Genomic DNA, 23,728 nt, shown 5'->3' on the forward strand with positions numbered 1-23,728 from the left:
AAGGTGCCCCGAAGGGGCGGATGAGGGTCCGGGCGTAGCCTCGCAATGACGGATCGGCGAGGCGCTGCGCGCGCCGTACCCTCACCCCAACCCCTCTCCCGGGGGAGAGGGGCTTCGGCTTCTCCCTTCTCCCCTCGGGAGAAGGTGCCCCGAAGGGGCGGATGAGGGTACGGGCGTAGCCTCGCGATGACAGTTTGGCGAGGCGCTGCGCGCGCCGTACCCTCACCCCAACCCCTCTCCCGAAGGGAGAGGGGCTTTGGCTTCTCCCTTCTCCCCTCGGGAGAAGGTGCCCCGAAGGGGCGGATGAGGGTACGGGCGAAGCCTCGCAATGTCAGATCGGTGAGGCGCTGCGCGCGCCGTACCCTCACCCCAACCCCTCTCCCGGGGGGAGAGGGGCTACGGCTCTTCCCTTCTCCCCTCGGGAGAAGGTGCCCCGCAGGGGCGGATGAGGGTCCGGGCGAAGCCTCGCAATGTCAGATCGGCGAGGCGCTGCGCGCGCCGTACCCTCACCCCAACCCCTCTCCCGATGGGAGAGGGGCTTTGGCTTCTCCCTTCTCCCCTCGGGAGAAGGTGCCCCGCAGGGGCGGATGAGGGTCCGGGCGAAGCCTCGCAATGTCAGATCGGTGAGGCGCTGCGCGCTCCGACCCTCACCCCAACCCCTCTCCCGGGGGGAGAGGGGCTTACGCTCACTTCGCGGCGGGATTGAGACTGTAAGTGCCGTGCAGGCTGGCCTCTGCCAGCACGTGGCCCTGCATCGCGCGCAAGGCATCGGCGGCGGTGAAGCGTGCCGGCACGTCCAGGTGCGCCACGTCCAAGGCGAACAAGCGGAAGAAGTAGCGGTGCACGCGCAGGTCGTTGGCCGGCGGATACGGGCCGTCGTAGCCGTGGTAGTCGCCGCCCATCGCCGCGTCGCCGGCGAACCAGTCGGTGTAGCTGTTCAGTCCCTGCCGCGCGCCGTCCAGGCCGGGCGGTTGCTGCTTGCCCTTGGCCACCACGCCGTCGCTGGCGCTGCCCTCGGCGATCTCCCGCAGATCGGCCGGCAGGTCCACCGCCACCCAATGCACGAATTCGGTGCGCGGCTGCGCGACCGGGATCTGCACGTCGTCGCGGCCGACCATCTCGGCCACGGTCGGCACGTCCGGATCGACGCACAGCAGCACGAAGGACTGGGTACCGGCCGGCACCGCGTCCCAGGCCAGGTGGGGGTTGCGGTTGCCGCCGAAGCCGTCGGCCTGGCCCATCGCGTAGGTGGCGGCGATGGGCTGACCCGGCTGGATGCTGTCACTGCGAAGACGCATGCGTGAATCTCCTTGGGGAATCAGGTTTCAGGGTAGCCAAGGCGCACCGCGACCGGCGTCAGCAGCGCGAAGGCCGCGGACAGCGGTGCGGCGTAGGCGCGCCAGTGGCCGGCGGCCAGGCGCGGCGGGCCGACCGTGGCGATGGTCGGGAACGCCACGCCGAACGCCTGCTCCAGCGCCGCCGCCACGCCGGCCGGATCGTGCTCGGTCCCGTCCAGGCGCACCAGGTGGTGCGGATACAGGTCCTGCGCGTGCAGGTCGGCGACCTGCGCCAGCACCGACGCCAGCCACTGCGCACCGGTCTCCGGCGAGGCCAGGCCCAGCGGCGCCGGAGCGCCGTTGGCCAGCCAGTCCAGCAGCATGTCGCGCGGATCGCGCAGCACGATCAACAGCCGCCCTTCCGGCAGGTGCGGGCGCAGCGCGCGCAGCAGCGCGTTGTCCCACCACAACAGCCAGTCGACGATGTTGCCGTCGCCGACGCCGCGCGCCGGCAGTTGCGCGCGCCACTCGGCGACCAGCGCCGCACCGTCCAGGGTGCCGCTGTCCAGCTCCTCGACGCTGCGGAAGCGCTGCAGGCCGTCGGTCGGCGGCTGCGGGCCGAAGCGGTCGCCGCGCAGCACCGGGCTGGCCGCGTCGATCACCGCGATCACCCGCTCCACGCCGCTGCCTGGCGGACCCCAGACGAACAGCGGGCGCGCCTGGTTCTGCGGGTCGACTTCCCCCAGCGGCGGCCACTGCGCCGGGGCCTGGCCCAGCGGTGGCAGCGGCAGGCGGTGCGGCAGCTGCTCCTGCTGGAAGGCCACCCAGGTCGCGAGTGCGTCTTCCGGGCGCCCGGCCGCATCCTGCACCGCCGCCAGCCACGGCCGCACCACGGTGCGGTCGCGTTCGGGCATGCGCTGCATCAGGCCGTGTACGTGGGCGATGGCGGCGTCGTGCTCGCCGCGCTCCAGCAGCGCCTCGACCAGGCGTTCCTCGCCGCTGAGCCGGCCCGGTTCCAGCGCCACGATGCGCTGCGCCACGGCCTCGCCCTGGTCGCGCTCGCCGGCCATGTCGTGCACCCGCAGCTGCGCTTCCAGCGCCGGCACGTGCGCCGGCATCGCCGCCTGCCAGCGCGCGATCAGCGCCCGCGCCTCGGGGCCGCCCACCGGCTCCAGCGCCAGCCGCGCCAGCCACAGGTCGTGGGCGTCGGTGGTGGTGGCCAGCGCCGCTTCCAGGGTGGCGCGGGCGTCGTCGATCGTACCCAGGCGCTGCCAGGCGATCAGCGCTGCGTGCAGGGTGCGGCGGTCGGCCGGCGCCACCGCCAGGGTGCGGCGCAGGTGGTCCAGCGCCTCGGCCGGGCGGTCCGCCTGCAGGGCGTACTCGCCGGCCAGCCGGCGCATGTTGGCGGTATCGCCGGCCGGATCGGCCAGCACCGTCTCCAGCGCGGTGATGGCGTCGTCCAGGCGGCCCTGGCGGTAGGCCAGCTGCGCGACCAGCGCCATCATCGCCGCGCCGGTGCCCGGGGTGAGCGCGGCGACGCGGCGGAACGCGGTCTCGGCGAAGGCGAAGTGCTGCTTGTCCAGGTAGGCGAAACCCAGCGCGTAGAGCAGGCGCGGATCGTCCGGCAGCGCGTTGCTGGCGCGCGCGAGGAGCGCCAACGCGCGGTCGGCGTCGCCGCGGCGCAGCGCCAGCATGCCGTCCACGCCGAGCAGTTGCGGATGCTCCGGCTGCAGGCGCGCGGCGGTGCGGCTGAGCCGCTCCACTTCGTCCAGGTCGCCGCGGCCCAGCGCCAGGTGCGCGCGCATCACGTAGGCGAGGAATTCGTTGGGATCCAGCGCGGCGGTCTGCGCCAGCGCGTCCTCGGCCTGGGCCAGGTCGTTGGCGCTGACCAGCATGCCGGCGTGCAGCAGGTGCAGGCTGGCGTCTTCCGGCGCCAGCGCGATCGCGCGGCCGATGCTGTCCAGGGCGGCGGCGGTCTCGCCGTGCTGCTGCTGCGCCAGCGCCAGCCAGCGCAAGGCCTGCGGGTCGTCGGTGGCCTCGGCGGCCCAGGTCTGGGCGAGACGCAGCGCGTCGGCGGTGTCCTGGCGGCGCAGGGCGTCGAGAATGGGCTCGTGCATGGAGTTCCGGCTCGGGGCAAACCCGCATTGTAGCGGGAGCATCGGGCCGCCCTGGGCTGACGGCTGCGGCCAGCCGGCGGGCACGGCGGGTGGCGTCGGGCCTCGCTGAAGCGGCCGTGTCGCCGACGCTGCAGGGGACTGAGGCGACGCGATGGCGAGGTGCGCCGAACATGCCGGGCTGCACAGATGACCCGGTACGCCGGGCAGCGCCACGTGGTGGCGGCGGTGCCGGCACGGGAACCGCGAAAGAGGCGTCGATGCGTGCCGCGCCCGGGAATCGCGGTGCGCCCACCCTGCTGACCGCCTGGCGCGCACGCGGGCGAGGTCGCCCGCCGGCCTGCACGCCACCGCCGGTCAGGCCTCGACCAGCCCCTCGGTCAGCCGTTCGGCCACCCAGCGTTCGGCGAAGCCGTCGCCGCGCGCGTTCTCGATGAAGCCGCAATGGCCACCCCAGCGGGCGATCTCCAGCCGGGCGATGTCGGGCAGGCGCCAGCTGCGGAAGTCGTCCAGCGGAATCACCGGATCGTCCTCGGCCATCAGGATGTCGGCCGGCACACTCAGGCCGAGCAGGCGCTCGCCGGCGATGCAGTAGCTGTCGAAGTAGGCGTCCAGGCTGGCGAAGCCGGCATGGCGCTCGGCCAGCCAGGCCATCAGCCCGCGCATGTCCAGCGCCAGGGTGGCGTCGTCGTAGCCGTGGCGGTCGGGGAACAGCTCGCGCTTGCGCAGCAGCGACTCGCGCCACTTGCGGCGGAAGTACCAGTCGTAGAACTGCGGGCCGTTCTCGATCCGCTGCATGGTGGTGGCCGGGTCCAGCAGCGGGCACACCGCGGCCACGTGCTGCAGCGGCAGGCCCGCGGCCGGCGCGCGCAGCGCCAGGCGCAGGGCGAAATTGCCGCCCAGCGAGTAGCCGGCCGCGAGCAGGGTCGGCGCCGGGAAGCGCCGCCACAGGTCGCAGGCGGCGTTGACCACTTCGTCCAGCCGCTCGGAGTGGAACAGGTCCACGTTGAGGTGGTGGGTGCCGCCATGGTCGCGGAAGTTGAGCCGGAACACCTGGTAGCCCAGCGCCAGCATCTTCGCCGCGGTCAGGCGCATGTAGCTGGAGTCGGCGCTGCCTTCCCAGCCGTGCAGCAACAGCACGGTGCCGCGCGGCGCTTCGCCGGCCGGCACGCTGAGCCAGCCCTGCAGGCGCACGCCGTCGCCGCCGTCGAGGATGTGCGAGGTGGTGGTGGCGCCGCTGGCGGCGAGCAACTGTTCGCCACGGCGCACGCGCAGCAGGCTGGAACCCAGTACCGATTGGACGTGCGGGTTGCGCAGCCAGCGTGGGGGGGAATAATCGGTCGCGTTCATGGGCAGCGAGCTTGCGCCTGTCGACTGGAGTAATCGGTCAAGCGCGGCAGCGGCAGTGTCCCGGTGTTCAGGGTTGTGCCATCGCCGTGACGATGCGCGCGCGTGAGATCTCGGCGATGCGCCGGCGCCCCTCCACGTCCTGCAGCCGGATCGGCTCCAGGAAATGCACCTCGGCCACCCGCCCCGGCTCGCCGAGCAGGCGCAGGAAGTTGGCGAAGAAACTCTCGTGCGGCCCGAACGCGACAATCTGCTGGGCCGAGCCGCCGGCGCCGTAGCGCAGGGCCACCGGCTGCACCGCCACCTCGGCCTCGACCGCGGCCTGGAAGATGCGCGCGTGGAACGGCCCCACATCCTGGCCGCTTCGGGTGCGCCCTTCCGGGAACACGCCGACCGAGCAGCCGGAGCGCAGCCGCTCCAGCATCGCCTGCAACACCCCGCCCAGCGACTCGGTGCTGCCGCGCTGGTGGAAGATGGTCTGCCCGCGCGCGGCCAGCCAGCCGACCAGCGGCCAGCCGGCGATCTCGCGCTTGGCGACGAAGCCCATCATGCGCTGGCTGTGCAGCATCACGATGTCGATCCAGCTGACGTGGTTGGCGACGAACAGCACCGGGTTGGGCAGGGGCGCGCCGATGCGGCGCACGCGCAGGCCGAAGATGCGCAGCAGCCAGGTCGACCACCAGCAGACCATGCGGTCGCCGAAGGATTCGGTGCCGGCGCGGCCGGGCGACAGCGCCATGCACACCAGCAGGAACGGCAGCGACAACAGCACGTGCAACGCCAGCAGCGGCACGCGGTAGCCGTAACGAACCCAGCGCAGCGCCCCACCGTATTGGCGCATGGCGGGTGGGGAGAACTCGCTCATCTGAACAAGGGTACCGGAAGCGGGGGCCTAGCGGAGAATTGTGTCACCCCGAAGACGCGGCTGGCGCCGCCGCGGCCGCGCGTGCCGAGGCAGGGTTCAGCCCGGGCGCCGGGCTCAGCCGCGGTCGACCACCGCCAGGGTCAGCCGCGACACGCATACCGGCTTGCCGGCCCCGTCCTCGATGTGGATCTCCCACACCTGCGTGGTCCGGCCCACGTGCAGCGGCCGCGCGGTGCCGGTGACCGTGCCGCTGCGCGCGGCGCGCAGGTGGTTGGCGTTGATCTCCAGGCCCACGCAGATCCGCCCCGGCCCCACGCACAGGTTGCCGGCGGTGCTGCCCAGGGTCTCGGCCAGCACCACCGAGGCACCACCGTGCAGCAGCCCGTACGGCTGCCGCGTGCGCGCATCCACCGGCATCGTCGCCCGCAGCCAGTCCGGCCCGGCCTCGGTGAAGACGATGCCCAGGTGCGCGATCAGGGTGTCGCGGCAATCGGCGTTGAGGACAGCGAGATCGGCAGGTTCGCGAAAGGACATTTGGGGGCCGGGATTGGGGATTCGGGATTGGGGATTGGCAAGAGCGGCATCCCCGGCGCGGACATTATCGCGCCAGGACGAGGCATGAGCTCGCAGGAAGGCGCTTTTGCGAATCCCGAATCCCCATTCCCGAATCCCCGCCCCTCAAAGAATCGGCACCAAGCCCGAGCCGAACGCGGTCAACATCCGCACCAGCAGCCACTTCGGGCCGACGTTGACCTCGGGGAAGTCGCCGACGGCGCTGTAGCAGCGGTGGAAGCCGGGGTCGCGCCGGGTCAGCGGCGCCGGGCAGTCGGGGCCGGGCTGGAACTCGTAGTCGGTGGCGTAGCGCCAGGGCCAGAAATCCAGCACCGGCAGCGCTTCGGAGACCTTGCCCATGCTGTAGTTCAGGCCCGACAGCACCGGCGGCTTGACCCGCGGTGCCACCACCCAGGAGTTCTCCGGCTCGATGTCGCGGCCGATGCTGGCCGCCAGCGCCTGCGCGAAGGCCGGATCGTCGACGATCACCGCGCCCTCGGTGTTGTAGGTCTCGCTGCGCGGGTCGAAGTTGTGGGTGCCGATCACGCCGACGCGGCGGTCCACCACCAGCGACTTGGCGTGCAGGCCCATACGCGCGCCCTCGCGGGTCACCGGCAACGGCCGGTTGGCGATGCGCCGGCTCAGGTAGGAGGGGCGGGTCTCGGTGCGCAGCACGCGGCGCGCGACCTGGCTGCCGTCGGCGCGGTTGCCGGACGGTCCGCCACTGCCGCTGCCGAGCAGCGAACTGCGCCCGGCGGCGCTGCCGCCCAGCAAGGTGTTGCGGCCGCTGCCGGGATCGCCCTGGTTGTCGTCGCTGGCCGCCGCGGACGGCAGCTCGCCCTGCAGCGGTGCCGGCAGCAGGTTGGCGTAGTCCACCGGCGCGTCCAGCGGGAACGGCTTGTATTCGTAGATGTCGAAGCCCAGCTCGCGCAGGTTGCGGCGCTTGTACTTGTAGGACAGCGCGTACACCACCGGGTTGTCGGTGGCCGCCAGGCTGTTGGTGGCGACCACCACGCGCGGCGGCGGGGTGCGCTTGCGCAGGTCGCGGAAGATCTCCTGCGCCGGGTCCGACAGCACCAGGTACGGCGTCTGCAGGATGATTTCCTGGCGCGCGTCGGCGATCAGCCGGTCGAGCTTGGGCGCGGTGGAGATGGCCTTGGGGCCGTGTTCGCGGCGGTGCTTCTGCGGCAGGTCGGCGACGTAGTCCACATGCTTGACCGGCAACGCCGGCAGCACGAAGGCGTTCTCCACGAAGGCCGGATCGGCCGCCTCCTCGCTGACCCGCTGCACCCGCTCCGGGCGCAGGAACTGCGCCGGCGGCATCGCCGGCACGCCCTCGCGCAGCAGCAGCTTGCCAACGTCGTTGAGCCGCGCCACCGGCACGCTGCGCCGCGCCGCCCAGTAGGCGTCGAAGTTGGCGGCCATCGACCGCGCCACGGGACCGGCGACCAGCACGTCGCGGTCGCGGAAGTTGTACTCGGCGTCCCAGTCGAAATAGTCGTCCTGGTAGTTGCGCCCGCCGACCACGCCGATCGCATCGTCGATCACCAGCAGCTTGTTGTGCATGCGCTGGTTGAAGCGGCGGAAGCAGCACAGCACGCTGGCGGCGTAATGGAAGTAGTTGGGCTTGGCCAGGCCGAAGGTGGGGTTGTAGATGCGCAGCGAGAAGTTCTCGTGCGCGCCGGCCAGGGCGCCGAGGATCTGCAGGTCGGAGATCGCCGAGAGCTGGTCGATCAGCACGCGCACCTGCACGCCGCGCCGCGCCGCGGCCAGCAGTTCGTCCATCACCAGCCGCGCGCTGTCGTCCTTGTCGAAGATGTAGGTCTGCAGGTCGATGCTGCGGCTGGCGCTGCGGATCAGGTTGACCCGCGCCACCAGCGCCTCTTCGCCGTGGTCGAGGATGGTGGCGTAGTGGCGCGGCGCGCCGTCGCCGGACTGGGCGAAGGCCTTGCCGGCCAGCCCGCGCAGCGGCGAGGCCAGCGCGCAGTGGTCCCCGCGCGTGCAGTCGACCTGGCGGTCGCGCGCGGCCTCGGCGATCGCCACGGCACGACCGTGCTGCGCCTGCGACAGGCTCGCGCAGCCGCTGCCGAGCAGCAGCGCCACCACCACCAGCACCCGCATCCATCGTGATGTCACCGAGTGGACGCCTCGGTCAGGCGTGCGCGCAGCACGAAGGTGACCCGGTCGCTCAAGGCCAGATCCCACTTGTCCATTCCGTAACGTCCACGCAATACCGTACCGCGGCTGATGACATCGCAATCATAGCCTGCGCGGGTGCATGCGGCCGGCATGACGGTCAGCGTCTCGGCGTGGCTGATCCCGCGGATGCTCAGGATGCCGGGGATCGGCCCGCCCTTGCCCAGCACCTGCGGCGAGAACGGCTGCGAGTCGAAGGACACGGTGGGGTAGCGCGGCGCGTCGAAGAAATCCTCGCCGCGCATCCAGCCGGTGTAGCGCGGCTTGCCGGGGATTTCCACGTAGGCGGTGAACAGGCGCAGGTGCACCTGATGGCGGCCATCGGGCAGCACGTGCACGGTGCCTTCGTAGCGCGGGAAGAAGCCTTCGATGCGTTGGCCGAAGCGGGTGCGGATCTCGAACCCGAAGCGCGACTGCACCGGGTCCAGCGCGTACTCGCCGGGCGCCAGCAAGGCCGGTGTCACCTGCGCGCAGGCGGTGGCGCACCACAGACACAACGGCAGCAGCGCGGCGCACAGCGCCGGCCGCAGGGACCTGCGCAGCGGGCTCAGGGCCACCAGAACCCGGTCAACCGCGCCACGCCCGGCTCGATCGCCGCGTCGTGCGGGACCCCGAGCACGGCGACGCTGGCGGTGGGCATGCCGCGGTAGTCGCCGGACTGGCCGCTGTGCATCAGTGCCGCCAGCCGCTCCAGACCCGGATTGTGGCCGACCAGCAACAGCCGCTCGACGTCGCGGTGGCCGTCCAGCAGATCGGCCAGGGTGCCCGAAGTGGCCTCGTAGATGCGCGGCTCCAGGCGTTGCTCGACGTAGCCGGTCAGCTCCAGCACCGCCTCCAGGGTCTCGCGCGCGCGCCGCGCCGGCGAACACAGCACCCGGTCCGGCACCAGCCGCTGCTCCAGCAGCCAGCGCCCGGCCGCTTCGGCCTCGGCCAGGCCGTGCGGGGACAGCGGCCGGTCGAAATCGGCCTGGCCGGTGTCGGCCGGTTCGGCGTGGGCATGGCGCAGCAGGATCACTTCTCGCAAAACGATGGTCATCGGTCAGGCCTTCTTGAGCCACTTGAGCAACGGTTCCCAGTCCTGCTGGTGGTCGCGGACCTGGACGGAGTGGTAATCGAACAGGCTGCGGCCCAGCCCCACCAGCACCACGTAGGCCTGGCTGTCGCGCAGTTGCGCCACCACCGGGTAGGGCCATTCGCCCAGCATCTGCAGCGCCTGCTGGGTGGCGTTGGTCCAGGGCTTGCTGCGGTTGAGCACCAGCCCGACCGGCAGCTTGCGCTGATGCACCCGCGGCACCTTGGCCAGGGTGTTGAGGAAGCCGACGGTGGCCTCGATGTCCAGCGCCGACGGCATCACCGGCACCACCACTGCGTCGGCCTCGTCGAGGAAGTGGCCCAGATCCTCGGCCATGGCGCCGGCGGGGGCATCGACGATCACCCGCTGCGCGTCGTCGGGCAGCGCCGCGCGCCAGCTGCGCTTGCGGCTGGCGTCGATCGGCAGCACCGCGCTGTCAAGGCCGGCGCGGCGTTCGGCCCAGCGGGTCGAGGAGCCCTGCGGATCGGCATCGGCCAGCACCGTGCGCTTGCCGGCCAGCGCGTAGGACGCCGCCAGGTGCGTGGCGACCGTGGTCTTGCCCACGCCGCCCTTGGAGCCGGCCACCAGGATCGTCTTCATGCACGCCTCGCTTCCGGGGGAAGAAGCCGGAGCGTACACCGGCCCTACGTCAGCCGGTAGTCAACATGCAGCATGCCGGCCGGCAGCACGCCGGCCGCCGCCGGGCTTGCTATCGTGGCGGCCCCCTTCGGCTTCCGATGCCATGAGCGAACTGCAGGACCTGGTCGCGCTGATCCGCGCCAACACGCCCCTGATCGTGATCGAGACGCAGGAGGAGGCGCGCATCGTCGATCTGTTCCGGCAGGCCTTGATGCAGGTCTGGCGCGCCCTGCACCGCTGGTCGATCACCGAGGGCCTGCGCCGCATCGACCTGGACCGCGAGGACCCGCCGAGCGGGCCACCGGACGCCAGCGCGGTGCTGCAGGCGATCAAGCAGGCCGATCAGCGCGGCATCTACCTGCTGCTCGACGTCACCCCGTACCTGGGCTATGCCAGCCACCAGCGCCTGCTGCGCGATATCGTCGAACGCCGCCACTGCCAGCCGCACGTGCTGGTGCTGATCGGCACGCGAATCGAACTGCCGGCCGAGCTGGAAACGCTGGCGACCCGCTTCAACCCGCGCCTGCCCGACGCCAACGCCCTGCTGAAGATGGTGCAGGAAGAAGCGCTGGGCTATGCGCGCGAGTTCGGCGGACGCCGGGTAGAGGTCGACGGCGAGGCGGTCAAGCAGATCCTGCGCAACCTGCGCGGCCTCAGCCTGATCGACGCGCGGCGCATCGCCCGGCAACTGATCTACGCCGACGGCGCGCTCACCGCATCCGACCTGCCGCAACTGGCCAAGCTCAAGTTCGAACTGCTCAACCGCAGCGGCCACCTGCAGTACGACAACGACGCCACGCGCTTCGAGGACGTGGCCGGCGCGCGCCGGCTCAAGCAATGGATCGCGCAGCGCCGCGCGGTGTTCGCCGGCACCGCGCCGCCGGGGCTGGACCCGCCCAAGGGCGTGCTGCTGCTCGGCGTGCAAGGCTGCGGCAAGTCGATGCTGGCCAAGGCCACCGCCGCCGGGTTCGGCGTGCCGCTGCTGCGCCTGGACATGGGCGCGCTGTACGCCAAGTATCACGGCGAGACCGAGAAGAACCTGCGCGACGCGCTGGCCGCGGTCGAGCAACTGGCGCCGTGCGTGCTGTGGATGGACGAAATCGAGAAAGGCCTGGCCAGCGGCGGCGAGGACGGCGGCGTATCGCGGCGCGTGCTCGGCACGCTGCTGACCTGGATGGCCGAACGCGGCAGCGCCGACGGCAGCGCCGCGGTGTTCATCGTCGCCACCGCCAACCAGGTGCACGAACTGCCGGCGGAACTGCTGCGCAAGGGCCGCTTCGACGAGATCTTCTTCGTCGACCTGCCCGATCCGCAGGCGCGCGTGGAGCTGTTGCGCCTGCATCTGACCAGGCGACAACTGCACGCGGACGCATTCGCGCTGCCGGCCTTGGCTGCCGCCGCCGACGGGTTCTCCGGTGCCGAGATCGAGCAGGCGATCGTGTCCGGACTGTATGCCGCGCATGCAGAACAGCGGCCGCTGGATACCGAGCTGCTGATGCAGGAGATCCGCAACACCCGACCGCTTTCGGTGCTGATGGCCGAGCAGGTGCAGGCGCTGCGCAGTTGGGCCAGCGGGCGGACGGTGCCGGCGGATTAGTTGCGGGCGATTGGTGACACCGGGCGATGCCGCTATGCGAGGCTGCGCCCGACCCTCACCCCAACCCCTCTCCCGGGGGGAGAGGGGCTTCTAAATTCCTTCTCCCTCCGGGAGAAGGTGCCCCGAAGGGGCGGATGAGGGTGCGTCGCCCACGCCATGCCACACCCCATCGATCCAGGTAGCACCCTCCGGCGCAGGCTCAACGCAACGCCCCCAACAACCACGCCCAGGCCGGCAAGGTCACCAGCGACAGCAGAATCCCATAGCCGACCAAGGCCGCGGCCAGGCGCGGCGCCAAGCGATGCGAGATCGCCAGCAGGGCGGCGGTGATCATGGTCGGCATCGCCGATTCCAGCACGTTGGCCTGCAGCGCCTGCCCGCGCAGGCCCAGCGCCCACGACAGCGGCCAGGCCAGGGCCGGCAACAGCAGCAGCTTCAACACCAGCCCGGCGGCCAGCGGTGCCAGTTCCTCGCGCGGCAAGCGCAACTGGATCGAGAACCCCACCGCCAGCATCACCAGCGGCAGCATCGCGTCGGCCAGGTGCTGCAGGCCGGAGGCAATCCAGGCCGGCGCCTGCGCCGGCATCAGCGTCAGCGCGAACGCCAGCGCCCAGAGTGGCGGGAAACGCGCCATCCGCAACAGGGTCTGCCGCGGCGACGGCGGCGCCTCGCCGCTGTAGCGCGCCAGCACGTACAGGCCGAAGCTGGACAGCAGCACGAAGGTGCCGAACTGGTCGTAGACCACCGCATACGGCAGGGCCGCCTCGCCGAGCAGCGCGCGCACCATCGGGTAGCCGATGAAGCTGGAATTGGCCAGCGCCACGCACAGCAGCAGCACCGCCTGCTGCTCGCGGCGCAGCCGCAGCGGCCCGCGCAGTGCCAGCATCGCCAGCACGCTCACGCCGGTCAGCAGCCATGGCGTCAGCATCAATCCGAGCAGTTCCAGGTTGAACTGCAGGCGCGGCACGTAGATCAGCACCGAGGCCGGCAGGCACAGATACAGCACCACCCCGTTGAGCACCTCGGTGGTGTTGGCCGGCAGCACGCGCAGGCGCGCGAACAGCTTGCCGAGCGCCAGCATGGCCAGAATCAGGGCAAAGGCATCGAAGGCCATCGCGACAACGCAACTCGACGAGAATCGGCCCGCATCATCGCATGCGCTGTGTGGACGCGATGGAGGCGCGGCCGCCGCGGCCGCGCCGACATGCCAGCGCGTGGCAGATCAAAGATGGCGATCGTGATCCGCAACGCGCGGGGCATACCGGCCTACCAGCGCCGCGTCGGCAACGCCTGCGTGGGCGACATCGCGCTCGGCGCGACGCGTGGGGACGCCTGCGTGCGTTGCGCCTCAAACGGCAGCAAACGCGAAGGCGACAGCCGCATCGCTTTCGACTCAGGCCTCGACGCGCGCCCCGCCCTACCGCGGTAGGCGCGCTGCGCGCCGACTCAGGGCCAGGCCGGCGGCGCTGCCTTCCAGGCGGCCTGCACTTCGGCAAGAGTGGCACGCTCGTCGTCGCGCCAGGTCGGCAGCAAGGCCGCGAAATCGGCCGTGGCGCCCCATTTGTCCGGCCAGGTGCGCGCCGCCGCGGCATACCACTTCACCGCCTCGTCCTTGCGCTGCAAGCGCCACAACGCCAGCGCCAGGGTCGGCGGCAGCCAGTCCGGCGCGGCCGGGCGACCGTTGACCAGCGCGCCCCACTGCGCCAGCGCGCGCGCCGGGTCGCTGGCACGCAGCAGGTCCCAACCGTAGTTCCACTGCACCTGGCGCCGCTGCTGGCCGGCGGGCAGCGCATGCAACGCGGCCTGGTACAGCTGTTCGCCCAGTTCCTGGCGGCCGCCGGCCATGGCGATGCCGGCCAGCTGCGCGCGCGCTTCGTTGGCGTTGGGGTCGCGCTGCACGGCGCTGGCCAGGCGATCGACCAGGGCCTCGCCGCTGCCGGCGATGGCGGTGACCGGACGCGTGGTGCTGCGGTCTTCGTCGAAATAGAACTCTTTCGGTGCCGGCAATGCCTGCGCCCGCACGCTGGCCGCGGTGACCAGCCCGATGCAGGCCAGCATCGCGGCCACTGCGTATGTGTATGCCTTCACTGCTGCAATCCCCTGGAGTGATCCCCTCACCCGGGTCCCATCCTACCCCGGCGGGGCCGGCGTGGACGAGAACGAGCGCAAAAATCGCCGCTGATACAATCGGGACGATCGCGCGCGGCAGGCGCTGCGCGCCCGCCAGCCTTCCATTTCCGGGCAAGCCATGAACCGCATCGCCGATCCGCGTCCGTCGTCCTCCCTCGCCGCAGCGGCCGCTGGTGGTGTGGATACCGGCTATACGCTGGAAGACAAGTACACCCGTACCGACGGCCGCATCTACCTGTCCGGCGTACAGGCGCTGGTGCGGCTGCCGCTGATGCAGCAGCTGCGCGACCGCGCCGCCGGGCTGAACACCGGCGGCTTCGTCAGCGGCTACCGCGGCAGCCCGCTGGGCGGGTTCGACCTGGAACTGTGGCGCGCGCGCAAGCACCTGGACGCGGCCAACGTGGTGTTCAAGCCCGGCCTCAACGAGGACCTGGGCGCGACCATGGTCTGGGGCACGCAGCAGACCAACCTGTTCCCCGGCGCGCGCGTGGATGGCGTGTACGCCATGTGGTACGGCAAGGGCCCGGGCGTGGACCGCTGCGGCGACGTGTTCAAGCACGGCAACGCCGCCGGCACCTCGCGCCACGGCGGCGTGCTGGCGCTGGCCGCCGACGACCACGCCTGCCGCAGTTCGACGCTGCCGCACGGCTCGGAGGACGAGTTCGTCAGCGCGATGATGCCGGTGCTCAACCCGGCCGGGGTGCAGGACATCCTCGACATGGGCCTGCTCGGCTGGGCGATGAGCCGCTATACCGGGCGCTGGATCGGCTTCAAGACCATCGCCGAGACGGTGGAATCCTCGGCCTCGGTGCAGGTGGACCCGTTCGCGCGGCAGATCGTGCTGCCGGAGGATTTCGAGCTGCCGCCGGGCGGGCTCAACATCCGCTGGCCGGATCCGCCGCTGGACCAGGAAATGCGCCTGCACCGCTACGCCGTGCGCGCGGCGCAGGCCTTCGCCCGCGCCAACGGCATCGACCGCACGGTGATGGACGCGCCGCAGGCGCGGCTGGGCATCGTCACCACCGGCAAGAGCTACCTGGACGTGCTGCAGGCGCTGGAATACCTGGGCCTGGATGCGGAGGCCTGCGCGCGCATCGGCATCCGCGTGTACAAGGTCGGCATGACCTGGCCCCTGGAACCGCTGGGCATCGCCGCGTTCGCGCGCGGGCTGCAGGACATCGTGGTGGTGGAGGAGAAGAAGGCCTTCATCGAGCGGCAGATGAAGGAACAGTTCTACAACTGGCCGGCCAGCGCCGGTCCGCGCCCGAGCATCGTCGGCAAGTACGACGAAGCCGGCGAATGGATCCTGCCTTCCACCGGCGAACTGACCCCGGCCACCATCGCCGGGGTGATCGGCCGGCGCATCCTGCGCCTGCCGCAGTCCGCCGCGCTCGACACCGACTCGATCCAGCAGCGCCTGCGCTGGATGGAGGCCAAGGAAGCGGAAATGGCGCTGCCGCGCGCCAACTTCCCGCGCGTGCCGCACTACTGCTCCGGCTGCCCGCACAACACCTCCACGGTGGTGCCGGAAGGCTCGCGCGCGCTCGGCGGCATCGGCTGCCACTACATGGTGACGTGGATGGACCGCGCCACCGACACCTTCACCCACATGGGCGGCGAAGGCGTCACCTGGGCCGGGCAGGCGCCGTTCACCGACACCCCGCACGTGTTCCAGAACCTGGGCGACGGCACCTATTTCCACAGCGGCTCGCTGGCGATCCGCCAGTCGATCGCCGCCGGGGTCAACATCACCTACAAGATCCTCTACAACGACGCTGTGGCGATGACCGGCGGGCAACCGGTGGACGGCACCCTCAGCGTGCCCGACATCGCCCGGCAGATGCGCGCCGAGGGCGTGCACACCATCGCCCTGGTCAGCGACGACATCGGCAAGTGGACGCGACGCCGCGAGCTGTTCCCCAGCGAGGTGGACTTCCACGACCGCAGCGAGCTGGACGCGGTGCAGCGGCGCCTGCGCGAGGTCAAGGGCACCAGCGTGCTGATCTACGACCAGACCTGCGCCACCGAGAAGCGGCGCCGGCGCAAGCGCGGCAAGCTGCCCGATCCGCCCAAGCGCGTGCTGGTCAACTCGCTGGTGTGCGAAGGCTGCGGCGACTGCGGCGAGAAGAGCTTCTGCGTGTCGGTGCTGCCGAAGGAGACCGAATACGGACGCAAGCGCCAGATCGACCAGTCCAGCTGCAACAAGGACTATTCCTGCGTGTCCGGGTTCTGCCCCAGCTTCGTCACCGTGCACGGCGGGCAGCCGCGCAAGGGCCGCAAGGCCGAGGCCGCGGCACTGCTGGAACAGTTGCCGGCGCCGAGCTTCCGCAGCGACCTGAGCCAGCCCTGGAACATCCTCATCACCGGCGTCGGCGGCACCGGCGTGGTCACCATCGGCGCGCTGCTGGGCATGGCCGGGCACCTGGAGGGCAAGGGCGCCAGCGTGCTCGACCAGACCGGCCTGGCGCAGAAGGGCGGCGCGGTCACCACGCATATCCGCATCGCGCGGCAACCGGAGGACCTGCACGCGGTGCGCATCGCCGCCGGCGAGGCCGACCTGGTGCTGGGCTGCGACATGGTCGTGGTCAACGACTACTGGGCGCTGTCCAAGGTGCGCGGCGACCGCTCGCAGGTGGTGCTGAACACCTACGAGGCGATGCCCGGCACGTTTACCACGCATCCGGACATGCAGTTCCCGGCCGCCGACATCATTGCCGGCGTGCGCCTGGCGCTGGGCGGGCGCGATCCGCTGCTGCTCGACGCCACGCAACTGGCCACCGCGCTGCTCGGCGACGCCATCGCCAGCAACCTGTTCATGCTCGGCTACGCCTGGCAGCAGGGCCTGGTACCGCTGTCGCACGCGGCACTGATGCGCGCGATCGAACTCAATGGCGCGGCCGTGGCGATGAACCAGCAGGCCTTCGCCTGGGGCCGTCTGGCGGCGCTGGACCTGCCGGCGGTGCGGCGCGCGGCCGGTCTCGCCGATCCGGCCGCGGACGAGCGCGAACGCCAGGCGCTGAGCCTGCAGCAACTGCCGCCGGGCGAGTGGGAAGGCCACGAGGCCGGCGCCAGCGCCGCCCCGCGCAATCCGTCCAATCCGCGTCCCACGCGCGAGCTGCCGGCTGCCGCCGAGAGCGGCGATGCCGGGCACGCGCCGCTGGACGACAGCCGCCTGTCGCGCTCGCTGCACGAACTGGTCGCGCGCCGCCACGCCTTCCTGATCGACTACCAGGACGCCGCCTACGCCGCGCGCTACACCGCGCTGGTGGAGCGCGTGCGCGCTGGCGAGCAGCGCGTGGCCCCGGCCTCGACCGCGCTGACCGAAGCGGTGGCGCGCTACGCATTCAAGCTGATGGCCTACAAGGACGAGTACGAAGTCGCGCGGCTGTACACCAGCGGCGCCTTCGCGCAGCAGGTGCAGGCGCAGTTCGAGGGCGACTACCGCCTGCGCTTCCACCTGGCGCCGCCGCTGCTGGCGAAGAAGGACGCGCAGGGCCGGCTGCGCAAGCGCGAATACGGCCCGTGGATGTTCACCGCGTTCAAGTGGCTGGCCAAGCTGCGCCGGTTGCGCGGTGGCGCCTTCGACGTGTTCGGCTACAGCGCCGAGCGCCGCGGCGAACGGCAACTGGTCGCCGACTACGTCACCACCGTGGACGAACTGCTGCAGCGGCTGCAGGCGGACAACCTGGCACTGGCGGTGCAGATCGCCAGCATCCCGGAACACATCCGCGGCTACGGCCACGTCAAGGAAGCGCACCTGCACGAGGCCAAGCAGCGCGAAGCGCGGCTGCTGGCGACCTGGCGCAATCCGAAGGCGCTGCATATCGTGCAGGCGGCCTGAGCGGGGGACGAACGCGTGTCGCCGTGGAGTGGCGGCGCAGTGGCAGCATCGAAGGCGTCTGACCGAACGCAGGGCGGCCGGCCTTGGGCATCATCCGCACGTTGCGTGGATCGCCAGCGATCCACGGCCGCATCAGCCTCGAAGGACATCGCGTGAAGCGTTTGGTCAAACTCGCCTGCGTGGCGCTGGTGGGCGCCATCCTGCTGTTCTACCTGCTGGCGGAGCACGCCGGCCCCTGGATCATGCCGCGGTTCATCACGATCCGTGTCGTGGCAGGACCCGATCGGCCGCTCTCCGGCGCGAGGATCCGCGTCCAGCAGGACGTGTGGTCGATTCCGTGCCTGAGCTACATGGGGATCTCCGGCGCGAGTTGCGCGTCGGGCAAATGGACAGTCTTCCATGGCCGCCTGGATCGCAACGGCGAGGCGCGGGTGTTGGTCTTTCAGGCAGCCGGGCTGCGAGCGGACTCGTATATCGCCTGCATCAATGGGAACCAGTACGAGGGCTACTTCGCCTACACCGAGTGGCCAGAGCGCCAGGACGTGCAGCGTCTCACCCTCGACTACAAGCGCCTGGAGCAGCAACGAACAGGTTGCATGAACGGCTATGGAGAAGAACCGCTGGCGGCCCCGGCATGGTGGGATGCTGCCTTGAAGGAAGATGCGGAGGCCGATGCGCAGGAGGATGCGCAGGAGGATGCGCAGGAGGACGATTCGTCGCAATCGACGGCTCAACAACCTCCGGATAGCTCACCGACATCGGACGGACCGTAGGAACCAGGCTGCAGGAGCGGCTTCAGCCGCGACCTGCCATGTCACCAGGTGGCGATGCAGCCCATGCCCAACGGCTTGCAGCGCACCACTACCATGCAGATGGATCCCGGTCGATCGCGATGCTGCCGATGACGGAAGGGTCTGCGCGTCGGGACTGAAGTCCCTCCCACATGGTTGCGTACGCACGCTCCGTATGTGCCACAGCGGCCCTGGGCGAGCGGCCGCTGTGTCCTATCAAGGCGCGACTCGGTCGAGTGCCGCGTGGCAACTCGACCGAACGCACTCAACGGAACGAACTTCGAATCAGACCCGCGGATCGGGCGGATTGCCGCGGCCCGGGCGATCGTAGCGATCCGAATCGAAGGCTTCGCGCACGGCGGCCTTGGCCTGCGCCCAGCTCAGCCGCGAGCGATCCTTGGCGCGCTCCCAGCCGCTTTCCAGGTCCGTGTCCAGGCGGTCGTCCCAGACGCGGTCGCGGTAGCGGCTGCGCGCCTGCACGCCGTAGCGGTAGGCCGGGCGATAGTCGTCGTAGCTGCTGTCGGTATCGCGGTAGTCCGCGGTGTCGAAGCGATCGGCGTAGTAGCGGTCGCTGTCCTCGTAGGTGCGGTAGGTGGCATCGGCGCGCTCCCAGGAATCGCGCGCGGCCAGCCGCGCCTCGTCCCACTCCAGGCGCGAGTCGCCACGGCGCGTGCCCCAGTCGTGCGACAGTTCGCGCTCGTGCTCGTCCCAGGTGCGCGAGGGATACTGCTCGCGCGCCTGCAGGCCCAGGCCGTAGGCCGCGGCGTAGTCGCGGTCGTAGTCGTAATCGGCCTTGGCGTAGTCGCGGTTGCGGTATTCCTCGCGCCAGTAGGCGTCTTCGCCGGTGGGATCGATGCGCTCGGCCACACCCTTGCCCGCGGCTGCGCCGGCGACCACGCCGACCGCCGCGCCGATCAAGGTGCCAAGCGGCCCGAACACGGTACCGGCCAGTGCGCCCGCGGCCACGCCGCCGGCGGCGCCGCCGATGCCGACCCCGACCGGATGCGAACCCGGGGTGCCGGAGATCGGATCGCGATTGAGGTCGCGGGCTTTGTCGTTGTTGTCCATGGGAATGCTCCGTGGCGAATGAGGGAAGCACCGGCTGCAGGCAGATGGGCGGCGGCGGGTGTCGGCGCACAGTCGCAAGCCGGCGGTGAATCCGCCGTGGCACGGTGGTGAACCCGCCATGAGGGGCGCAGCGCGCTTTCGTCACCTGGACGCAACGCGCGCCCGTCGGGCCGATCGCGTTCCCTGTTCAGATCGCCGTCGCGGTCAGCCCCGCCTGGCCGCGGCGCCAGACCAGGCAGCGGTTGTTGGCCGGCATCGCCACGTCTTCCTGCAACGTCAGGCCCTGCGCCTGCGCCAGCGCGTCCACCGCCTCGGCATCGCGGATGCCGCTGGCCGGGTCGCGCGCCTTCAGCCATGCATCGAAGTCGCGATTGCTGTCGCTGGTGAAGTCGCCGCCGTAATTGAACGGGCCATACACCGCCAGCACACCATCGCTGCTGTTCGCCAACAACGGGCCGACGCCGGCGAAGAACGCCTGCACCGCGTCCCAACCCATGATGTGCAAGGTATTGGAGGTGAACACCGCATCGTAGCCGGTGTGCGGCCACGGCCCGTCGCGCACGTCCAGCGCCAGCGCCGGCGGCGTGTTCGGCAGGCCTGCCGCCGCCAGCCACTGCGCGATCCCGGGCAGGTGCTCGGCACGCTCGCTGCATTGCCAGCTCAGGTGCGGCAGCGCCGCGGCGAAGTGCACCGCGTGCTGCCCGGTGCCGCTGCCGATCTCCAGCACACGGCGACGATCGGCGAAGTGCCGCTGCAGCACCTGCAGGATCGGATCGCGGTTGCGGTCGCAGGACGGGGCGTAGGGTCGATCGCTCATCGTGGCGCGCACCTGTGTGCGCCATTGCGCGCCGCGGCGGCACGCACCAGTGCGAATGGCAGCGGCGGACGGCTCATCCGCGCGAGCGCACGAAGATGCGCTTGCCGCCGCCTTCGTTGCCGCGCTCCTCCAGTTCGAAATGCGTCGACAGCCGGCGCAGCAGGTCGCTGAGCTTCTTGTGTCCGTACAGGCGCGGATCGAAATCCGGGCGCACCTTGTTCAGATAGCTGCCGACACTGCCCAGCCCGGCCCAGCCCTGGTCGTCGGAGGCTTCCTCGATGGCCTGGCGCAGCAGAGTCAGCGGCGCCTGCTTGGTCTCGGTGGCGGCGGGCACGGGCTCGGGCTTGGCCGGCGTCGCGGTCGGCTTCTTGCGGCCCTTGGCCGCCGGCTTGGCGGCCGCAGCGGCGGGCTTGGCCGGTTCGGCGGCGCTGGCCTCGCTGCGCAGCACTTCGGTGTAGATGAACTTGTCGCAGGCCTGCACGAACGCATCCGGGGTCTTGCGCTCGCCGAAGCCGTACACCGTCGGCCCCTCCTCGCGCAGGCGCTGCGCCAGGCGGGTGAAGTCGCTGTCGCTGGAGACCAGGCAGAAGCCGTCGAAGCGGCCGGTATAGAGCAGGTCCATCGCGTCGATGATCAGCGAGCTGTCGGTGGCGTTCTTGCCGCTGGTGTAGGCGAACTGCTGCACCGGGCTGATCGAGTGCTTCAGCAGCGCCTGCTTCCACTGGGTCATGCGCGTGCTGGTGAAATCGCCGTAGATGCGCTTGACGCTGGCCAGGCCGTACTTGGCGACTTCGGCGAGCAGGCCTTCGATCACCGACGGTTGCGCGTTGTCGGCATCGATCAGCACCGCCAGCCGCGGCTGGTCGTCGTCGCTGTCGGAACGGTGGCGGGTTTTCATGGCATGCACCTGCGGCAAGGAAAGATCGGGAGAAGCCTGGAAGCGGTCACCACTGTGCCAGCGCAATGCGGCGACCGCCATGGTCATCGCCCGGCCGGCAACGCCTCGTAGGCCTGGCGCACCGCCGCTTCGCCGTATCGGCGTTCCAGCCGGCGCACGGTGAAGTGGCCGCGCGCCATCGCCTGGAAGTGGGCGATGAACACCGTGTTGAGCAACGCGCCGCTGGCCGCGCCGACCAGCGGCACCGCCTGCGCCGCCAGCTTCTCGCTGACCGTCACCGAGAACTTGGCGGCGATGCGCGACAGCAGCGACACCAGCACCGGCGCGCCCTTGCTGCCCAGCCCGTGCGCGGCGATGTACTGCGCGGCGGCGCTGAGCTGTTGCGCCATCGCTGCGCGCACCGCGAAGTAGCCCGATTCGCTGCCGTCGTCGCGCTGGCTGCGGCCGCCGTGCGCCAGCACCTCCAGGCAGGCCAGGGCGGTCGCCGGGTCGTCCAGGCGCTCGCCTTCGGCGCGGGCGATGTCGGCGATGGAGCGCAGCATCAGGGTGGTGGTCAGCGGCAGTTCCACCACCAGCCCGGGCAGGCCGAAGAAGCCGCCGGCGGCGCCGGTCGCCGCCACCGCGGCGCCATGCAGGCGCGGCCGTGCGCGTTCCGGCGTCTGCCCACGCAGGGTCAGCAGTGCCGAGCGCAACGCCACCCGCAGCGCGCGCTGGCTGACCGCATCGATGCGCGAGGCCAGCATCTTCGGCAGGCGCTTGCTGATCAGCGCCTCGATCGGCGCGCCCACCGCATTGGCAATCTTCGCCGCCAGGCCGGGGTGTTCCAGCAGGGCGCGCGCCTGGGCCAGGTCGCGGTGGTCGGCGGCATCCATCACGGGGACGGGCAGTAGCGTGGTCATGGCCGAAGATCGTGGCGAGGGAGGCCACAGCATGCACCGGGCGGCAGCGGCATGGTGTCGAGGACCGATGACCGGTGCGCGACGTTCAGCCATCGGGCGCGCCCGTGCGCCCATGACCAGCCCTAGATACGCTCCAGCGCGCGCTGGTGGGTGCGCGGTCCGAACCGGCCCACCACCGTGGCGGCAATCAGCAGGCTGGCGGCGATGAAGCCGAGCACGCCGCGATGGCCGGTGCGGTCCAGCAGCGCGCCGATCAGCAGGCTGCTGGCGGCGGTGGACAGGCGGCTGAAGGAATAGCAGAAGCCCACCGCGCGGGCGCGCAGCGCAGTGGGGAACAGTTCGGCCTGGTAGCCGTGATAGGCGAAACTCATCCAGGCATTGCAGAAGGTGACCGCCGCGCCGCAGGCGATCAACAGCAGCGGCTGGTGCTGCCAGGCGAACAGCAGACCGAACAGCATCGCGCCCAGCGCCGACACCACTACCTGCCACTTGTTCTCCCAGCGCTGCGCCACGCCCATCAGCAGCAGCGGCGCCACGGGATACGCCAGCGAGATGGCGAAGGCGTAGCCGAGCCCGTGCACGCTGTCGGCGCCTTGCCGCGCCAGCAGCGCCGGCAGCCAGTTGCCGAAACCGAAGAAGCCGATCGCCTGGAAGATGTGGAAGGTCACCAGCATCGCCATGCGGCGCCGATACGGGGGCTGCCATAGCGCGGAAAAGCGCGGCGGCGGCGCAAGGGAGACAGGGAGCGGCTCCGGTGCCGGCAAGGGCCGCCCCAGGTCGGCGGCACAGCGTGCCTCCAGCCGCTGCAGCACCGCATCGGCCTCGGCATGCCGGCCTTGCGTGGCCAGCCAGCGCGGCGATTCCGGCAGGCGACTGCGCAGCCACCACACCGCCAGCGCGAAGCCGCCGCTGAGCAGCGCCACCCAACGCCAGCCGCTCAGGCCCAGCGGCGCGTGCGGCACCAGCGCCCAGGCGCTCAGCGCTACCGCCGGCACCGCCAGGAACTGCACGCAGAACGCCAGCGCGAACGCCGCGCCACGCATCTGCCGCGGCACCATCTCCGACAGGTAGGTGTCGATGGTGACCAGCTCCACGCCCAGGCCGATGCCGACCACGCCGCGCCACAGGATCACCCCCAGCGCGCTGTGCTGCAGGCCCATCGCCACGGTCGCCACGCTGTACCAGAGCAACGCGAAGGAGAACACCGCGCGGCGTCCGAAACGATCGACCAGCGGGCTGAGCAGGCTCGCGCCGAGGAACAGGCCCAGGAAGGTCGCCGAGGCGAACGCGGCCTGGTCGGCGATACCGAACACGCCGGCCGCGCCCTCGGCGAACACGCCGTCACGCAGCAGGCCGGGGCTGAGGTAGGCGGTCTGGAACAGGTCGTACAGTTCGAAGAAGCCGCCCAGCGCCAGCACCGCGACCAGGCGCCACAGGGTGCGGGTGGGCGGCAGGCGCTCCAGGCGCGCCGCGACCAGGGCGACGGGATCGGAAGCGGCAACGGCAGCATCGCGCATGCAGGCAAGTCCTGTGGGGGAGGAAACGCGCCGCCGCATGCTGCCCGATCCGCCGCCGCGCGCGCCACCGCGTCGGGCGAAAACTGCCGACCGCGCCGCATCGGCGTT

The 23,728-nt window shown here is 71.1% G+C and carries 20 protein-coding genes; 4 read left to right on the forward strand and 16 right to left on the reverse strand.

The features are described from left to right. Window positions 1-686: 686 nt before the first annotated feature. The 9 genes from J7357_RS05840 to J7357_RS05880 all read right to left on the reverse strand — a co-directional run bounded on the left by J7357_RS05840 (window position 687) and on the right by J7357_RS05880 (window position 10,023). Window positions 687-1,298: a YbhB/YbcL family Raf kinase inhibitor-like protein gene (locus J7357_RS05840; RefSeq protein WP_209245348.1), complete on the reverse strand. Its 612-nt coding sequence runs from the start codon at window positions 1,296-1,298 to the stop codon at window positions 687-689. A 20-nt stretch (window positions 1,299-1,318) separates the two neighbouring features. Further along, a complete protein-coding gene (locus J7357_RS05845; RefSeq protein WP_209245349.1) occupies window positions 1,319-3,394 on the reverse strand; it encodes a tetratricopeptide repeat protein in 2,076 nt (691 codons plus the stop codon). Window positions 3,395-3,748: 354 nt separating this feature from the next. Next, window positions 3,749-4,741, reverse strand: a complete 993-nt coding sequence (locus tag J7357_RS05850) for an alpha/beta fold hydrolase (protein ID WP_209245350.1) — start codon at window positions 4,739-4,741, stop codon at window positions 3,749-3,751. A gap of 67 nt (window positions 4,742-4,808) precedes the next feature. Next, entirely contained in the window at window positions 4,809-5,603 is a 795-nt protein-coding gene (locus J7357_RS05855) for a lysophospholipid acyltransferase family protein (RefSeq protein ID WP_019801786.1), read from the reverse strand. A gap of 114 nt (window positions 5,604-5,717) precedes the next feature. Then, complete coding sequence (locus J7357_RS05860) at window positions 5,718-6,137, reverse strand: hotdog fold thioesterase (RefSeq protein WP_209245351.1); 420 nt, start codon at window positions 6,135-6,137, stop codon at window positions 5,718-5,720. Window positions 6,138-6,281: 144 nt separating this feature from the next. Further along, window positions 6,282-8,276 carry a phospholipase D family protein gene (locus J7357_RS05865; RefSeq protein ID WP_209245386.1) on the reverse strand — a complete coding sequence of 665 codons (1,995 nt, stop codon included), beginning with the start codon at window positions 8,274-8,276 and terminating at the stop codon, window positions 6,282-6,284. Between the two features lie 11 nt (window positions 8,277-8,287). Continuing rightward, entirely contained in the window at window positions 8,288-8,842 is a 555-nt protein-coding gene (locus tag J7357_RS05870; protein WP_244667315.1) for a YceI family protein, read from the reverse strand. Between the two features lie 56 nt (window positions 8,843-8,898). Further along, entirely contained in the window at window positions 8,899-9,375 is a 477-nt protein-coding gene (locus J7357_RS05875; protein ID WP_209245387.1) for a histidine phosphatase family protein, read from the reverse strand. Between the two features lie 15 nt (window positions 9,376-9,390). Continuing rightward, complete coding sequence (locus tag J7357_RS05880; RefSeq protein WP_209245353.1) at window positions 9,391-10,023, reverse strand: ParA family protein; 633 nt, start codon at window positions 10,021-10,023, stop codon at window positions 9,391-9,393. Window positions 10,024-10,165: 142 nt separating this feature from the next. On the opposite strand from J7357_RS05880, the gene J7357_RS05885 reads away from it, so the two are divergent. Beyond that, window positions 10,166-11,659, forward strand: coding sequence for an AAA family ATPase (locus tag J7357_RS05885; RefSeq protein ID WP_209245354.1), 1,494 nt, complete (start codon window positions 10,166-10,168; stop codon window positions 11,657-11,659). Window positions 11,660-11,858: 199 nt separating this feature from the next. Here J7357_RS05885 and J7357_RS05890 read toward each other — a convergent pair whose 3' ends face one another. Beyond that, window positions 11,859-12,773 carry an AEC family transporter gene (locus J7357_RS05890; RefSeq protein ID WP_209245355.1) on the reverse strand — a complete coding sequence of 305 codons (915 nt, stop codon included), beginning with the start codon at window positions 12,771-12,773 and terminating at the stop codon, window positions 11,859-11,861. A 114-nt stretch (window positions 12,774-12,887) separates the two neighbouring features. Here J7357_RS05890 and J7357_RS05895 point away from each other — a divergent pair, with 114 nt between their 5' ends. Further along, the gene (locus tag J7357_RS05895) at window positions 12,888-13,088 is read left to right on the forward strand and encodes a hypothetical protein (RefSeq protein ID WP_209245356.1); all 201 of its coding nucleotides are present in this window, start codon (window positions 12,888-12,890) and stop codon (window positions 13,086-13,088) included. 17 nt (window positions 13,089-13,105) lie between these two features. On the opposite strand, the gene J7357_RS05900 is transcribed toward J7357_RS05895, so the two are convergent. Beyond that, a complete protein-coding gene (locus J7357_RS05900; RefSeq protein WP_209245388.1) occupies window positions 13,106-13,717 on the reverse strand; it encodes a tetratricopeptide repeat protein in 612 nt (203 codons plus the stop codon). Between the two features lie 190 nt (window positions 13,718-13,907). On the opposite strand from J7357_RS05900, the gene J7357_RS05905 reads away from it, so the two are divergent. Together J7357_RS05905 and J7357_RS05910 are read left to right on the forward strand one after the other, a co-directional pair. After that, window positions 13,908-17,630, forward strand: coding sequence for an indolepyruvate ferredoxin oxidoreductase family protein (locus tag J7357_RS05905; RefSeq protein ID WP_209245357.1), 3,723 nt, complete (start codon window positions 13,908-13,910; stop codon window positions 17,628-17,630). 83 nt (window positions 17,631-17,713) lie between these two features. Continuing rightward, on the forward strand, window positions 17,714-18,403 hold the full coding sequence (locus tag J7357_RS05910; RefSeq protein WP_244667294.1) for a hypothetical protein: 690 nt from the start codon (window positions 17,714-17,716) through the stop codon (window positions 18,401-18,403). A gap of 303 nt (window positions 18,404-18,706) precedes the next feature. Here the strand turns inward: J7357_RS05910 and J7357_RS05915 are convergent, their stop codons facing one another. The 5 genes from J7357_RS05915 to J7357_RS05935 all read right to left on the reverse strand — a co-directional run bounded on the left by J7357_RS05915 (window position 18,707) and on the right by J7357_RS05935 (window position 23,620). Continuing rightward, complete coding sequence (locus tag J7357_RS05915; RefSeq protein ID WP_209245358.1) at window positions 18,707-19,489, reverse strand: hypothetical protein; 783 nt, start codon at window positions 19,487-19,489, stop codon at window positions 18,707-18,709. Window positions 19,490-19,676: 187 nt separating this feature from the next. Then, entirely contained in the window at window positions 19,677-20,306 is a 630-nt protein-coding gene (locus J7357_RS05920) for a DUF938 domain-containing protein (protein ID WP_209245359.1), read from the reverse strand. A 73-nt stretch (window positions 20,307-20,379) separates the two neighbouring features. Then, the gene (locus J7357_RS05925) at window positions 20,380-21,204 is read right to left on the reverse strand and encodes an NYN domain-containing protein (RefSeq protein ID WP_209245360.1); all 825 of its coding nucleotides are present in this window, start codon (window positions 21,202-21,204) and stop codon (window positions 20,380-20,382) included. 83 nt (window positions 21,205-21,287) lie between these two features. Further along, window positions 21,288-22,103, reverse strand: coding sequence for an EcsC family protein (locus tag J7357_RS05930; RefSeq protein ID WP_209245361.1), 816 nt, complete (start codon window positions 22,101-22,103; stop codon window positions 21,288-21,290). 122 nt (window positions 22,104-22,225) lie between these two features. Beyond that, window positions 22,226-23,620 (reverse strand): MFS transporter, encoded by a 1,395-nt coding sequence (locus tag J7357_RS05935; protein WP_209245362.1) that lies wholly within the window; start codon window positions 23,618-23,620, stop codon window positions 22,226-22,228. Between the last annotated feature and the right edge of the window lie 108 nt (window positions 23,621-23,728).

This window comes from Xanthomonas sp. D-109 (genome assembly GCF_017746095.1).
Classification (GTDB): Bacteria; Pseudomonadota; Gammaproteobacteria; order Xanthomonadales; family Xanthomonadaceae; genus Xanthomonas_A; species Xanthomonas_A sacchari.